The sequence below is a fragment of the Massilia sp. R2A-15 genome (assembly GCF_030704305.1).
GTDB lineage: Bacteria > Pseudomonadota > Gammaproteobacteria > Burkholderiales > Burkholderiaceae_D > JAFCUW01.
The window spans coordinates 2199302-2213384 of sequence record NZ_CP131935.1 but is presented as its reverse complement, the minus strand read 5'-3'; the positions used below and the strand labels follow the sequence as shown (position 1 = coordinate 2213384).

Genomic DNA, 14083 nt, shown 5'->3' with positions numbered 1-14083 from the left:
GAACATGTGTGTTGTCTTATGATTGACCATTGATTTTGCCAATGAAATTACATTCAGATCGTTTTGCCCTGCCATTCTTTCGCCGCAGTTTGATCGGCGCCGCCGCCCTGGCCCTGTGCGCCGGCCATGCACTTGCAGTCAATCCGTTTGTCGTCAAGGACATCCGTGTCGAAGGGATCCAGCGTACCGAAGCTGGCACCGTGTTCAGCTACCTGCCGGTCCGCGTGGGCGAAACCTTCGACGATGAAAAGAGCATCACCGCCATCAAGGCGCTGTACGCCACCGGCTTTTTCAAGGACGTGCGCCTGGAAGAAGAGAACGGCGTGCTGGTCGTGCTGGTCGAAGAACGGCCGGCCATCTCCACGGTCGACTTCACCGGCACCAAGGAATTCGAGAAGGACGTGCTGATCAAGGCGCTCAAGGAAATCGGCGTCGGCGAAGCGAAGATCTTCGACAAGGCCTCGGTCGACCGCGCCGAGCAGGAGCTCAAGCGCCAGTACCTGTCGCACGGCCTGTACGGCGTCAAGATCACCACCACCGTGACCCCGATCGAGCGCAACCGCGTCACCGTCATGTTCAACGTGGACGAAGGCGACATCGCGCGCATCAAGGGCATCAACATCGTCGGCAACAAGCACTTCACGGACAAGGAACTGCGCGAGACGATGGCGCTGTCGACGTCCGGCTGGTTCACCTGGTACTCGAAGGCCGACCAGTATTCGAAGACCAAGCTGACCGGCGACATCGAGGCGCTCAAGTCGTTCTACCTGAACCGCGGCTACCTCGAAGTAAACATCGAATCGACCCAGGTCTCGATCACGCCCGACAAGAAGGACATCTACCTGACGATCAACATCACCGAAGGCGAGAAGTACACCGTCTCCGGCGTCAAGCTCGATGGCGAGATGTTCGGCCGCGAGGAGGAGCTGAAGTCGCTGCTGCTGCTCAAGCCCGGCTCGACCTATTCGGGCGAGCTTCTGACCGAATCGAACAAGCGCATCTCGGACCGCCTCGGCACCTTCGGCTACGCCTTCGCCAACGTCAACGCGAATCCGGAAATCGACCGCGAAAAGCGCCAGGTCGCCTTCACCTTCTTCATCGATCCGGGCAAGCGCGCCTACGTGCGCCACATGAACATCGTCGGCAACACCACCACGCGCGACGAAGTGATCCGCCGCGAGTTCCGGCAGTTCGAGGGCTCCTGGTACGACGGCAACAAGATCAAGCTCTCGCGCGACCGCGTCGACCGCCTCGGCTACTTCAAGGACGTCACGGTGGACACGCCGGAAGCCCAGGGCACGTCCGACCAGGTCGACATCAACCTGACCGTGACCGAAAAGCCGACCGGTAACTTCATGATCGGCGGCGCGTTCTCGCAGGCCGAGAAGTTCACCTTCACCGCGTCGATCCAGCAGGCCAACTTCGCCGGCAGCGGCAACACCGTCGGCATCGAACTGAACACCAGCCGCTACAGCCGCACCATCGCGTTCTCGCAGACCAATCCGTACTTCACCGACGACGGCGTGTCGCGCTCGTTCGAGGTGTACCTGCGCACGACGCGTCCGCCGGCGCTCAACACCGGCAGCTTCACCGTCAAGCAGACCGGCGGGCGCATGAGCTTCGGCGTGCCGTTCTCGGAAACCGACACCGTGTTCTTCGGCGCCGGCGTCGAGCGCACCACCATCGAGACCGACAGCTCGAGCCCGCAGCGCTACCGGGACTACGTGGAGAAGTTCGCCCACATCCCGGGCGGTGTCGGCTCTGCCACCACCAATTCGCTGCCGCTGACGGCCGCCTGGGCGCGCGACAGCCGCGACAGCGCGATCACCCCGACGATCGGCCGCTTCCAGCGCGCCAACCTCGAGCTCGACCTGGTCGGCAACTCGAAGTACTACCGCGCGGTCTACGAGCAGCAGTGGTACCGTCCGCTCACGCGCATGGTCACCCTGGCGCTCAAGGGCGAGTTCGATTACGGCCACGGCATCCGCGGCACCAGCTACCCGGTCTTCAAGAACTTCTACGGCGGCGGCATCGGCTCGGTGCGCGGCTACACCAGCTCCTCGCTGGGCGTGGTGGACCCGAACTTCGGCGACGCGCTGGGCGGCGCCAAGCGCCTGATCGCCAATACCGAACTGCAGATGCCGTTCCCGGGCGGCGGTCCTGACAAGAGCCTGCGCTGGTTCGGCTTCTTCGACGCCGGCCAGGTGTACCAGGAAAACCAGAAGATGCGCCTGTCCGAGTTGCGTTACTCGGCCGGCCTGGGCATCTCCTGGATCTCGCCGGTGGGCCCGCTGAAGTTGAGTTATGCTAAGCCCTTGAATGAGAAGTACCTCGACCGCATTGAGCGCTTCCAGTTCCAGATGGGTACCGGTTTCTGATCGATGCCTGTCGCCAGTAGACTACCGAGATAGCGGAGAATTATGTTGAAAACTGTGACTGCCTTGCTGCCCAGGACGCTCGCCATGGCGGCCTTGTGCGCATGTTCGCTGGCCCAGGCGCAGAACGCGCCGAGCCGCATCGGCTTCGTCTTCACCGAGCGCCTGATGACCGACTCCAAGCTGGCGAAAGCGGCCGACGCCAAGATCGAAGCGGAGTTCTCGAAGCGCCAGAAGGCCAACCGCGACATGCTGGCGCGCCTGAAGGCGCTGTCGGAAAAGCTCGACGCCGACGCACCGAACCTGGTCGAGCCAGAGCGCACGCGGCGCTATCGCGAAGTGGCCGATCTGGAGAAGGATGTCCAGCGCACCCAGCGCGAGTTCAACGAGGACCTGCTGCAGCGTAAAAGCGAAGAGCGCGCCAACATCGCGCAAAAAGCCTACAAGCTGATCGAACAGATCGCCGAGCAGGATCACCTCGACGTGGTGCTGCAGGAGTCGGCCTGGACCAGCCCGCGCATCGACATCACCGACAAGATCATCAAGCTGCTCGACAAATAATACGTGACACTTTTCAGAATCAGATGGAGCGCGCTGGGGTTGCTGGCATTGGCGGCCGCGGCGCACGCACAGGGCGGTCCGGCACGCGTGGCCTACGTCGCCCCGGAGCGGCTGTACTCGGAAACGAAACAGGCCAAGGCGGCCGACGCCCGCATCGCGGCGGAGTTTTCCGGGCGCGCGAAGGCGAACGCGGAAATGGTGGCGCGGCTGCGCAAGCTGTCGGAGCAGTACGATGCCGACGAGGCGTCTCTGTCCGAGCCGGAACGCACGCGGCGCCGGCGCGAACTGCTCGACCTCGACAAGGAAGCGCGGCGCAAGGAGATCGCCTATCGCGACGACCTGCAGCAGCGCAAGAATGAAGAGCGCGAACTGATCACCGCGAAGGCGCATGCGCTGATCGGCCGGTTCGCCGAACAGGAAAAAATCGACGTGGTCCTGTTCCGGGACGTGCTGTGGGCGCGGCCGGGAGTGGACATCACCGACAACATCATCAAGCAGCTCGACAAATAGCGCTTGACCAGACATCGAACGGACAACCAGATGGGCACGCGACTAGGTGAATTGGTCGAACGCTTGGGCGGCCAGCTGGTGGGAGACCCGAACCTCGAAGTGAGCGGGATCGCCCCATTGGCGGACGCCGGGGCCGATCACATCAGCTTCCTCTCCAACAGCAAATTGCGCGCGCAGGCGGCATCGAGCGGCGCGGCCGCGCTGATCGTGTCGGGCGCCGACGACGAATTCGTCGCCGCCTCGTACACCGGCGCGCGCATCGTCACGAATAATCCCTACGTGTATTTCGCCCGCGCCGCGCAGTATTTCGCGGCGCTGGACGAAGTGGCGTCTCTGCCGGGCATCGACCCGAGCGCCAGCGTGGCGGCCAGCGCGCAAGTGGACCCGAGCGCGCACGTCGGGCCGCACGTGACCATCCTGGACGGCGCCGTTATCAAGGCTGGCGCCGTGATCGAGGCCGGCTGCTTCATCGGCAAGGGCGCGGTGATCGGCGAGGGCACCCATCTGTTCGCCAACGCGACCTTCCACGCGCGCTGCGAAATCGGCAAGCGCGGCATCATCCATTCGGGCGCCGTGATCGGCACCGACGGCTTCGGCTTCGCCAACGAGGGCGGCGTCTACATCAAGATTCCGCAGACCGGCCGCGTGATCATCGGCGACGACGTCGACATCGGCGCCAACACCACCATCGACCGCGGCGCGCTGGCCGACACCATCATCGAGGACGGCGTCAAGCTCGACAACCAGATCCAGATCGGCCACAACTGCCACATCGGCGCGCACACGGCGATGGCTGGCTGCGTCGGCGTGGCCGGCAGCGCCAAGATTGGCAAGTACTGCACCTTCGGCGGTGCGGCGATGGTGCTGGGCCACCTGACCATCGCCGACCGGGTGCACATCTCGTCGGGCAGCATGGTCTCGCGCTCGATCCTCGAAGCGGGGCAGTACACGGGTTTTTATCCGCTGGCGAAAAACGCCGAGTGGGAAAAAAGTGCGGCAATCGTTCGCAATCTGGCTTCCATGCGGGATAAAATCCGCGCGCTGGAAAAAACAATCAAAACACTGACAGACAAATCATGACCACGACCACCGAAAACAAGACCCTCGACATTTGCCAGATCAAGGCGCTGCTGCCGCACCGTTATCCGCTGCTGCTGGTGGACCGCGTGCTCACCTGGGAAGCGAACAAGTCGATCACCGCGATCAAGAACGTCACCGTCAACGAAGAATTCTTCAACGGCCACTTCCCGCACAAGCCGGTCATGCCGGGCGTGCTGATGATCGAAGCGCTGGCGCAGACCGCCGCGATCCTGTCGTTCCTGACCATGGGCGTGCAGCCCGACGAGAACTCGGTGGTGTATTTCGTCGGCATCGACAACGCGCGCTTCAAGCGCCCGGTGGGCCCTGGCGACCAGCTCAAGATGGACGTCGAGATCCTGCGCGTGTCGCGCGGCATCTGGAAGTACAAGGCGGTCGGATCGGTCGACGGCGCGGTCGCGCTGGAAGCGGAACTGATGTGCACCATCCGCGCCACCGACGACGCGAGCAAGGCGGCGGGACAGTAACATGGCATTGATTCATCCAAGCGCCATCGTCGACCCGAAGGCCCAGCTCGACAGCACGGTCGAAGTCGGCCCGTACTCGATCATCGGGCCGAACGTGTCGATCGGCGCGCGCACCGTGGTCGGGCCGCACGTGGTCATCGAAGGCCACACGACGATCGGCGAGGACAACAAGTTCTTCCAGTTCTCCTCGATCGGCGCGGCGCCGCAGGACAAGAAGTGGGCGGGCGAGCCGACCCGCCTCGAGGTTGGCCACCGCAACACCGTGCGCGAGTTCTGCACCTTCAACCTCGGCACCGCGCAGGACGCCGGCGTGACCCGGCTCGGCAACGACAACTGGATCTCGGCCTACGTCCACCTGGCGCACGACTGCCAGGTCGGCAGCAACACCATCTTCTCGAACAACGCCCAGCTGGCGGGCCACGTCGAAGTGGGCGACTGGGCGATCCTGTCGGGCTACGCCGGCGTGCACCAGTTCTGCAAGATCGGCGCCCATGCCTTCATCGGCATGTACACCAGCCTGACCCAGGACGTGCCGCCGTTCGTGCTGGTGTCGGGCAATCCGGCCGGCGCGCGCGGCGTGAACATCGAAGGCATGAAGCGGCGCGGCTTTTCGCGTCCGCAGATCGACGCCATCCGCGGCGCCTACAAGACCATCTACCGTTCCGGCCTGTCGCTGGAGGAAGCCAAGGCCGCGCTGGCCGAGCAGGAAGCGGCCAATGCGGACGTCGCGCCGGAACTGCGCGCCTTCCGCGAGTTCCTTGGAAGCGCGACCCGTGGCATCGTCCGCTGACATTTCGGTAGCGCTCGTCGCCGGCGAGGTGTCCGGCGACATGCTTGCCGGGCGCCTGCTGGCCGGCCTGCGCCCGCACCTGCCCGATGCGCGTTTCCACGGCATCGGCGGGCCGCGCATGATCGAGCAGGGCTTCGTGTCCGACCTGCCGATGGACACGCTGACGGTGCGCGGCCTGTTCGAAGTCATTCCCCGCTACCGCGAGATCAAGGGCATCCAGAACGCGCTGCGCGACCGTCTGCTGGCCGAGCGGCCGGCGGTGTTCATCGGCGCCGACTATCCCGGCTTTAACCTCGGCCTGGAGATGCAGCTCAAAGATGCGGGCATCCCCACCGTGCACTTCGTCAGCCCGCAGATCTGGGCCTGGCGGGGCGGGCGCATCAAGAAGATCCAGAAGGCGGTGTCGCACATGCTGGTGATCTTCCCGTTCGAGGAAGAGATCTACCGGCAGGCCGGCGTGCCGGTCACCTACATCGGCCATCCGCTGGCCGAGATGATCCCGCTGCAGCCGGACCAGGCCGCGGCGCGGCGCGCGCTCGGCATCGACGCCGGCGCCCGCGTGGTCACGGTGATGCCGGGCAGCCGCATGGGCGAGCTGAAATACCTGGCCGAGCCTTTTGTCGGCGCGGTCAAGCTGCTCGCCGCGCGCGACCCGCAACTCAAATTCGTCGTGCCGATGGCCGGCGAACGCCAGCGCGCCTACTTCAAGGAACTGGTCGCCAGGGCGGGCCTGGCCGACGTCGAGATCATGCTGACCGACGGCCAGTCGCACACGGCGATCTGCGCGGCCGACGCGGTGCTGGTGGCGTCCGGCACGGCGACGCTGGAAGTGGCGCTGTTCAAGAAGCCGATGGTGATCGCCTACAAGGTGATGGCGGCGTCCTGGCAGATCATGCGCCACATGGGCTACCAGCCCTGGATCGGCCTGCCGAACATACTGGCGCGCGAGTTTCTCGTGCCCGAACTGCTGCAGAACGCCGCCACGCCGCAGGCGCTGGCCGACGCGGTATGGCAGCAACTGAACGACGCGCCCGGCCGCCTGCGGCTGGTGCAGCGCTTCACCGACATGCATCACAGCCTGCTGCGCAACAGCGCGCAGGAAAGCGCTGCCGCCGTCATGCGCATCATCGAGGCACCACATTCATCATGACGAAACGAAAAATCAATTTTTATCCGGGCCTGAAGAAGTCCGAGTACCCGTTCACGCTCGAGGATGTTGTCTGCGGCGTGGACGAGGCGGGGCGCGGCCCGCTGGCCGGCCCGGTGTTCGCCGCCGCCGTGATCCTCGACCCGCGCCGCCCGATCGAAGGGCTGCGCGACTCGAAGAAGCTGACCGCCGAGCGGCGCGGCGAGCTGGCGCCGCAGATCAAGGAGTACGCGCTGGCCTGGGCGATCGCCGAGTGTTCGCACGAAGAGATCGACGCCATCAACATCCTCAACGCCACCATGCTTGCGATGAAGCGGGCGGTCGAAGCGCTGCACACGGCGCCGACCATCGCCCTGATCGACGGCAACCGCAGCCCCGTCATGGCGGTGCGCTGCCATCCGATCGTCGAAGGCGACGACAAGGTGCACGCGATTTCGGCCGCGTCCATCCTCGCCAAGACCGCGCGCGACGCCGCGCTGGTGGTCCTGCACGAGCAGTATCCGCAGTACGGCTTCGACCAGCACAAGGGCTACAGCACCAGGATGCACATGGAGCGCCTGCGCGAGCACGGCGCCTGCCCGGTGCACCGCCGCTCGTTCGCGCCGGTGCGCGCCGCGCTGGCCGGCGAGATCCGGTTCGAAACGCTGCCGCTCGACTTCAGCCTGGAGGATGAGGCGTGAAGCACATCACCTCGCGCGACAACCCGCTGTACAAGGAACTGAAGCACCTGGCGACCAGTTCGCAGGCGCGCCGCAAGGCGGGGCGCACGCTGCTCGACGGCGTGCACCTGTGCCAGGCCTGGCTGGAGCTGCGCGGCGCGCCGCCCCAGTGCATCGTCAGCGAAGGCGCCCTGCACAACCCCGAGGTGGAAGCCATCGTTCGGCGCTGCGAGGAACTGCACGCCCACGTCACCGCGCTGCCGGACGCGCTCTACAACGCGGTGACCCAGGTGGAACACGGCGTCGGCCTGATGTTCCTGGTCGATACCCCGGTGCGCGCCATCGACGGCGCCCTGAGCCAGTCGGCGGTCCTGCTCGACAACCTGCAGGATCCCGGCAACGTCGGCTCGATCCTGCGCAGCGCCGCGGCGGCCGGAATCCGCCAGGTGTACTGCAGTGCCGGCACGGCGTTCTGCTGGTCGCCCAAGGTGCTGCGCGCGGCCATGGGCGCCCACTTCGTGCTGGAGATTTTCGAGAACGTCGACCTGGCCGAACTGGTGAAGGCGTCGAAGGTGGCGGTGCTGGCTACCAGCGGCTACGCCACGCAGCGCCTTTACGACATCGACCTGCGCCAGCCGGTGGCGTGGCTGATGGGGCATGAGGGGCAGGGCGTGGCCGACGACCTGCTGGCCCTGGCCACGCACCAGGTGGTGATCCCGCACCTGGGCCAGATCGAGTCGCTGAACGTGGCCGCCTGCGCCGCCGTGTGTTTTTTTGAACAACTACGGCAAAATCAGGCATAGACGACCAGCGTTGCTCTAGGTTAATCTTTCATCTGGAGCCAAGGGGAGTAGAGATGGACATCGCGCATTTGCATTTTCTGGTGGCGGAAGCCGATCCTTCGCAGCGCGCCGCGCTGGTGGAGATGCTCGGCCAGCTTGGCGCCAGCCAGGTCACCGAGGTGCCGGACGGGCACACGGCGCTGCGCTGCTTCCAGGATTCGTTCACGCCGACGGTGGACGTGGCGATCATCGACATCGCGCTGCCCGGCATGGACGGCCTCGAGCTGATCCGCACCCTGGCCGGCATGAAGTGCCGCGCGCGCCTGATCGTCATCGGCTCCCAGCCGGCCAGCCTGATGTTCTCGGTCGAGACCATGGCCCAGGCCTACGGTTTCGACCTGCTCGGCGCCATCGCCAGGCCGGTGTCGGCCAGCCGCCTGGGTGCGCTGCTCGCGCACTATGCGCCGCCGCTGGCGCCGGCCGAGCGCGAGCCGAAAGGCCCGACTTTCAGCTTCTCCGAGATCGGCATCGGCCTGCAGGCGCGCCAGTTCGAGCCGTTCTTCCAGCCCAAGATCGAGCTCGAGACGGGCCAGGTCAAGGGCCTCGAAGCGTTTGCGCGCTGGCGCCATCCCGAGCATGGCGTGCTGGGTCCCGCGGCCTTCATCGACGCGCTCGAGCAGAACAACCGCATCGACTTCCTCGACTGGAGCATGATCGAAAAGTCGGTCGAGCATTGCCGCGGATTCCACGACATGGGCATCCCGATCTCGATTTCGATCAACCTGGCGCCCGAGACGCTGGCCCATCCGGCCTTCATGCAGCAGATCGCCGCCTGCGTCGGCCGCCATCGCGTCCTGCCCGACTACATCACCTTCGAGATGCCCGAATCGTCGGTGCTGACCACCGATCCGAGCTTCGTCGAGCGGCTGGTGCGGCTGCGCATGGCCGGCTACGGCCTGGCCATCGACGACTACGGCACCGGGCGCTCGAACCTGCAGCTGCTGGCGCGCATTCCGTTTTCCGAACTGAAGATCGACCGCAGCTTCGTCGACGGCGCGTCCAAGAAGCGCGCGCTGGGCACCGTGCTCAGTTCCTGCCTGGGACTGGCGAAAAGCCTGGACCGCATGTCGGTTGCGGTCGGCGTCGAGACCAAGGAGGACTGGGATTTCCTGCAGGGCCTGGGCTGCACCTACGCGCAGGGCTACCACATCGCCAGTCCGATGGAGGCGTCGGCCTTCCCCGGATGGCTGGAAGAGTGGCGCCAGTTTTTCTGAGCCGCGCGGGGCTCCGAGGCGCGCGCTGCATTGGTGCCATTTAGTGTACAGTATGCAAGTTGCGTGAAAACTGTCCCAGTGAGCCGAATGTCCCCTAACGATCCATCTGCGCCCAACGGCCGCAGCGCCACGGCCAGCGCCGTCGCCTCGTCCGCTACCGATGCGCGCTACCTCGAACGGTTCATCAGCGGCGTCACCGATTACGCCATCTACGCGCTGGCGCCCGATGGCACGGTCGCCACGTGGAACGCCGGCGCCCAGCGCTTCAAGCAATACACCGCCGCCGAGATCATCGGCTGCCACTTCTCGCGCTTCTACACCGACGAGGACCGGCTATCGGGCAAGCCGCAGCGCGCCCTTGCGACGGCCGAGTCGGCGGGCAAATACGAAGAAGAGGGCTGGCGCGTGCGCAAGGACAAGACTCGCTTCTGGGCCAGCGTGGTGATCGACGCGATCCGCGGCGAGGACGGCGAACTGGTGGGCTTTGCCAAGATCACCCGCGACGTCACCGATCGCAAGCTGGCCCAGGACCGGCTGCGCGCCAGCGAGGAGAAGTTCCGCCTTCTGGTGCAGGGCGTCACCGACTACGCGATCTACATGCTTTCGCCCGAAGGCCTGGTCACCAACTGGAATGCCGGCGCCGCGCGCATCAAGGGGTACCAGGCCGCGGACGTCGTGGGCACCCATTTCTCGCGCTTCTACACCGAGCCGGACCGGGCCGCGGGACTGCCGGAGAAGGCGCTGGCGCGGGCGCGCAGCGAAGGGCGCTTCGAGAACGAAGGCTGGCGCGTGCGCAAGGACGGCTCCACTTTCTGGTCGCACGTGGTGATCGACGCGATCCGCAACGACGCCGGAGAGCTGATCGGCTTCGCCAAGATCACGCGCGACATCACCGAGCGGCGCGACGCCGCCGAAACGCTGGAAAAGACCCGCGAAGCGCTGTTCCAGTCGCAAAAGCTCGAGGCGATCGGCAAGCTCACCGGCGGCATCGCGCACGACTTCAACAACCTGCTCAACGTGATCGTCAGCGGGGCCGAACTGCTCGCGCGCGAACACAAAAGCGCGAGCTCGGCGAAAATCCTCGACAGCATCCAGCGCGCGGCCATGCGCGGCGCCGCGCTCACGCAGCAGCTGCTTTCGTTCGCGCGCCAGCAGCCGCAGGTGCAGGACGACTACAACCTGAACAAGGTGATCCAGCAGTTCGAGGCGATCCTGCGCCGCGCCGTGCCGCCGGAGGTCCAGTTCGAACTGAAGCTGTGCGATCAGCCCAACTTGGTGCGCATCGACGCGGTGCAGTTCGAGGCGGCGGTGCTGAACCTCATTTCGAATGCGTGCGACGCGATGCCCGCGGGCGGCACGCTGGTGATCCGGACCGAGCTGGTGCACCTGGCCGATCAGCAGGTCGCGGGTGCGGCGGCGGGCGCCTATCTGCGCATGTCCGTGTCCGACAACGGCATCGGCATGCCGGCCGACGTCGTGGCGCGCGCGGTCGAGCCGTTCTTCACCACCAAGCCGGTCGGCAAGGGCACGGGCCTGGGCCTGAGCCAGGCGTACGGGCTGGTGCAGCAATCGGGCGGCGTGCTGCACATCCACAGCGAGACCGGTCACGGCACCTGCATCTCGCTGTATTTCCCGCTGCTGGAGCAGGACGGCGCCGGCGCCTCGCTCGAGACCAACAACGGCAACGACAAGGCGCTGATCGTCGACGACCAGCCGGAGGTGCTGGGCATCGCCGTCGAACAGTTCAAGAGCCTGGGCTACGACGTCTTCTCCGCCAACAGCGGCACCGAAGCGCTGGCGATCCTGCGGCGGATGCCGGACATCGACGTGCTTTTTTCGGACGTCGTCATGCCCGGCATGAACGGTTATGAACTGGGACGCGAAGCGCTGCTGATCAACCCGGACATCCAGGTGCTGCTGGTATCGGGATACGCGAGGCCCGAACTGGCGCCCCAGTTTGGCGACACGTCGAAATTCCAGCTGCTGGTCAAGCCGTACCGCATGTCCGAAGTGATCAAGAAGCTGCGGCAAGGCCGATGATGGACTCGCCCGCCATGACTGTGCGCGAACGGGTCGCTGCCTACGACTGGACGGCGACGGCACTGGGGCCGCGAGACACCTGGCCGGTATCGCTCAAGAGCATGATGGCGATGGTGCTCGCCGCCGAACAGCCCATGCTGCTGTGGTGGGGGACAGAGCTGGTCCAGATCTACAACGACGCCTTCGCTCCGTGCCTGGGCAACCGCCATCCCGGCGCGCTGGGCCAGCCCGCGGTTCAATTCTGGCAGGACGTCTGGCCCGTGGTCGGAGGCCAGATCGAACGCGTCCTCGCGCTGGGCCGGCCCACCGTCAAGGAAGACGCGCTGGTGCCCATCTGGCGCAACGGCCGGATGGAAGAAGTCTACTGGAGCTACACCTACACGCCGGTGTTCGGCGACGATGGCGCGCTTTGTGGCGTGCTGACCATTTGCACTGAAACGACGGCGCGCGTGCTGGCCCAGCGGCGCCAGCAGATGCTCGCCGCCTTCACGCGCTTGGTGAGCGGCTGTTCCTCGCGCGAGGAAGTGATCGCGCAGGCGAAAAGCGCGGCGCTGGCCAATGCTTCGGACATCCCCTCCATGCAAGTGGGCGACGATGGCGCCGGATCGCCGGCAGCTGCGGCGGTATTCCGGGTCGCCGATGCACAGCCGGACGGCGGGCTGGCGATTTGCTTCGGACTGAGCGACCAGCTTCCTTTCGACGATGGCTACCGCGAATTCCTCGAGCAGTTCACCGCCGCGATCGGCGAGGCGATCGCAGCGCTGGAAAGCGCGCGCAAGCACGAGATCGCGCGGGCCGATCGCGACCGGCTGCTGTCCGATGCGCCGGTCGGCGCCGCGCTGCTGGTCGGCGAAGACCTGGTGTATCACCTGGCGAACCCGATCTACTGCAACATCGTCGGCCGCAGCAACATCACCGGCAGGGCCTACCTCGACGTGTTTCCGGAGCTGGCCGGCACCGAAGTGCTGCGCACCATCCAGGCCGCGTATCGCACCGGGGTGCCGTACCGCACGGAGGAGACCCACGTGCGCCTGCGCAGCGACAGCGGCGGCGAGATGCAGGACAAGTACTTCAGTTTCAACCTGGCGCCCCTGCGCAGCGTGGCCGGCGGCGTGTATGCGCTGATGGCGATGGCGGTCGATATCACGCCCCACGTGGTGGCGCGCAAGGAGATCGAACGCCTGAACGCGGACCTGGTCGCCGCGGCGCGCGCCAAGGATGAATTCCTGGCCATGCTGGGCCACGAGCTGAGAAATCCGCTGGCGCCGATCCGGGCCGCGGCCGACCTGCTGCAGCTGGGCCGGCCGGACGAGGCGCGCGTGCGCAAGATCAGCGAAGTCATCGCGCGCCAGGCCGAACACATGACGCACCTGCTGAACGACCTGCTGGACGTGTCGCGCGTCACGCGCGGGCTGGTGGAACTGGAGATGCGGCCGGTCGACTGCCGCGAGATCGTCACCGACGCGGCCGAGCAGGTGATGCCGCTGGTGCGTTCGCGCCACCACCAGCTGATGCTGCATCTCCCGCCCGACCGCGCCATGGTCTCCGGCGACAAGGAGCGGCTGGTGCAGGTGGTCACCAACCTGCTGAACAACGCGGCAAAATATACGCCGGACGGCGGGCGGGTCGAACTGGCGATCGAACTGCAGGACGCCGAGGTGCTGATCAAGGTGACGGACAACGGCATTGGCCTGGACGCGGAGTTGATACCGCGGGTGTTCGACCTGTTCACCCAGGCGGCGCGCAGCTCGGACCGGTCGTCCGGCGGGCTGGGCCTCGGACTGGCGCTGGTCAAGAGCCTGGTGGCGCTGCATGGCGGCGCCGTGACCTGCCGCTCCGATGGACCGGGGCAGGGCAGCCAGTTCTGCATCCGGCTGACGCGCCTGCGGCAAGACCAGCCGGCCACCGGGGCGCACGGCGAGGACGCGGTGCACGCCGCGGTGAAGGGCTTGCGTATCCTCGTGGTCGACGACAATGCCGATGCGGCGGCCATGCTGTCGTTGCTGCTCAAGTCGGCCGGGCATGACGTGCTGGTCGAGCATGCCGGCGCCGGCGCACTGGCGCTGGCGCGTTCGTGGCGCCCGCACGCCTGCCTGCTCGACATCGGCCTGCCGGGGATGAGCGGCCACGAACTGGCGCAGTGCTTGCGCGGCGAGCCGGCGACGGCGGAGGCGACCCTGATCGCCGTGACCGGGTACGGGCAGGAAACCGACCGCAGGGACGCGCGCGCGGCGGGCTTCGACCATCACCTGGTCAAGCCGATCGACACCAAAAAACTGATGCTGCTGCTGGAAGGCCTGGCGGGCAGCTGATCCTGGTCTTGCGACAGTCGCGGACCAACCCTTGGGGACTCGGCGTCCCCGTCGCTCCGCCGGACCTG

The 14083-nt window shown here is 66.1% G+C and carries 12 protein-coding genes; all 12 read left to right on the top strand.

Features of this window, described 5'->3' with window-relative positions:
* The first annotated feature begins 41 nt into the window (after positions 1-41).
* The 12 genes from bamA to Q4S45_RS10065 all read left to right on the top strand — a co-directional run bounded on the left by bamA (position 42) and on the right by Q4S45_RS10065 (position 14015).
* Positions 42-2378 carry an outer membrane protein assembly factor BamA gene (gene bamA / locus Q4S45_RS10120; protein ID WP_305511517.1) on the top strand — a complete coding sequence of 779 codons (2337 nt, stop codon included), beginning with the start codon at positions 42-44 and terminating at the stop codon, positions 2376-2378.
* Positions 2379-2420: 42 nt separating this feature from the next.
* Positions 2421-2936, top strand: a complete 516-nt coding sequence (locus Q4S45_RS10115) for an OmpH family outer membrane protein (RefSeq protein ID WP_305511515.1) — start codon at positions 2421-2423, stop codon at positions 2934-2936.
* Between the two features lie 39 nt (positions 2937-2975).
* Positions 2976-3446: an OmpH family outer membrane protein gene (locus Q4S45_RS10110; RefSeq protein WP_305511513.1), complete on the top strand. Its 471-nt coding sequence runs from the start codon at positions 2976-2978 to the stop codon at positions 3444-3446.
* A gap of 30 nt (positions 3447-3476) precedes the next feature.
* Entirely contained in the window at positions 3477-4526 is a 1050-nt protein-coding gene (gene lpxD / locus Q4S45_RS10105; protein WP_305511512.1) for a UDP-3-O-(3-hydroxymyristoyl)glucosamine N-acyltransferase, read from the top strand.
* Positions 4523-5011 (top strand): 3-hydroxyacyl-ACP dehydratase FabZ, encoded by a 489-nt coding sequence (fabZ, locus tag Q4S45_RS10100; protein WP_305511510.1) that lies wholly within the window; start codon positions 4523-4525, stop codon positions 5009-5011. Before lpxD ends, fabZ begins: the two co-directional genes overlap by 4 nt.
* 1 nt (position 5012) lies before the next feature.
* Positions 5013-5801 carry an acyl-ACP--UDP-N-acetylglucosamine O-acyltransferase gene (gene lpxA / locus Q4S45_RS10095; RefSeq protein WP_305511508.1) on the top strand — a complete coding sequence of 263 codons (789 nt, stop codon included), beginning with the start codon at positions 5013-5015 and terminating at the stop codon, positions 5799-5801.
* Positions 5785-6951 (top strand): lipid-A-disaccharide synthase, encoded by a 1167-nt coding sequence (lpxB, locus tag Q4S45_RS10090; protein ID WP_305511506.1) that lies wholly within the window; start codon positions 5785-5787, stop codon positions 6949-6951. Before lpxA ends, lpxB begins: the two co-directional genes overlap by 17 nt.
* Positions 6948-7628, top strand: a complete 681-nt coding sequence (gene rnhB / locus Q4S45_RS10085; protein WP_305511504.1) for a ribonuclease HII — start codon at positions 6948-6950, stop codon at positions 7626-7628. The genes lpxB and rnhB overlap by 4 nt, the downstream gene beginning before the upstream one ends.
* The gene (locus tag Q4S45_RS10080; protein ID WP_305511502.1) at positions 7625-8410 is read left to right on the top strand and encodes an RNA methyltransferase; all 786 of its coding nucleotides are present in this window, start codon (positions 7625-7627) and stop codon (positions 8408-8410) included. The genes rnhB and Q4S45_RS10080 overlap by 4 nt, the downstream gene beginning before the upstream one ends.
* A gap of 53 nt (positions 8411-8463) precedes the next feature.
* Positions 8464-9663: an EAL domain-containing protein gene (locus tag Q4S45_RS10075; protein ID WP_305511501.1), complete on the top strand. Its 1200-nt coding sequence runs from the start codon at positions 8464-8466 to the stop codon at positions 9661-9663.
* Positions 9664-9750: 87 nt separating this feature from the next.
* Positions 9751-11703, top strand: a complete 1953-nt coding sequence (locus Q4S45_RS10070; RefSeq protein WP_305511499.1) for a PAS domain-containing sensor histidine kinase — start codon at positions 9751-9753, stop codon at positions 11701-11703.
* On the top strand, positions 11700-14015 hold the full coding sequence (locus Q4S45_RS10065) for an ATP-binding protein (RefSeq protein WP_305511497.1): 2316 nt from the start codon (positions 11700-11702) through the stop codon (positions 14013-14015). The genes Q4S45_RS10070 and Q4S45_RS10065 overlap by 4 nt, the downstream gene beginning before the upstream one ends.
* The last annotated feature ends 68 nt before the right edge of the window (positions 14016-14083 follow it).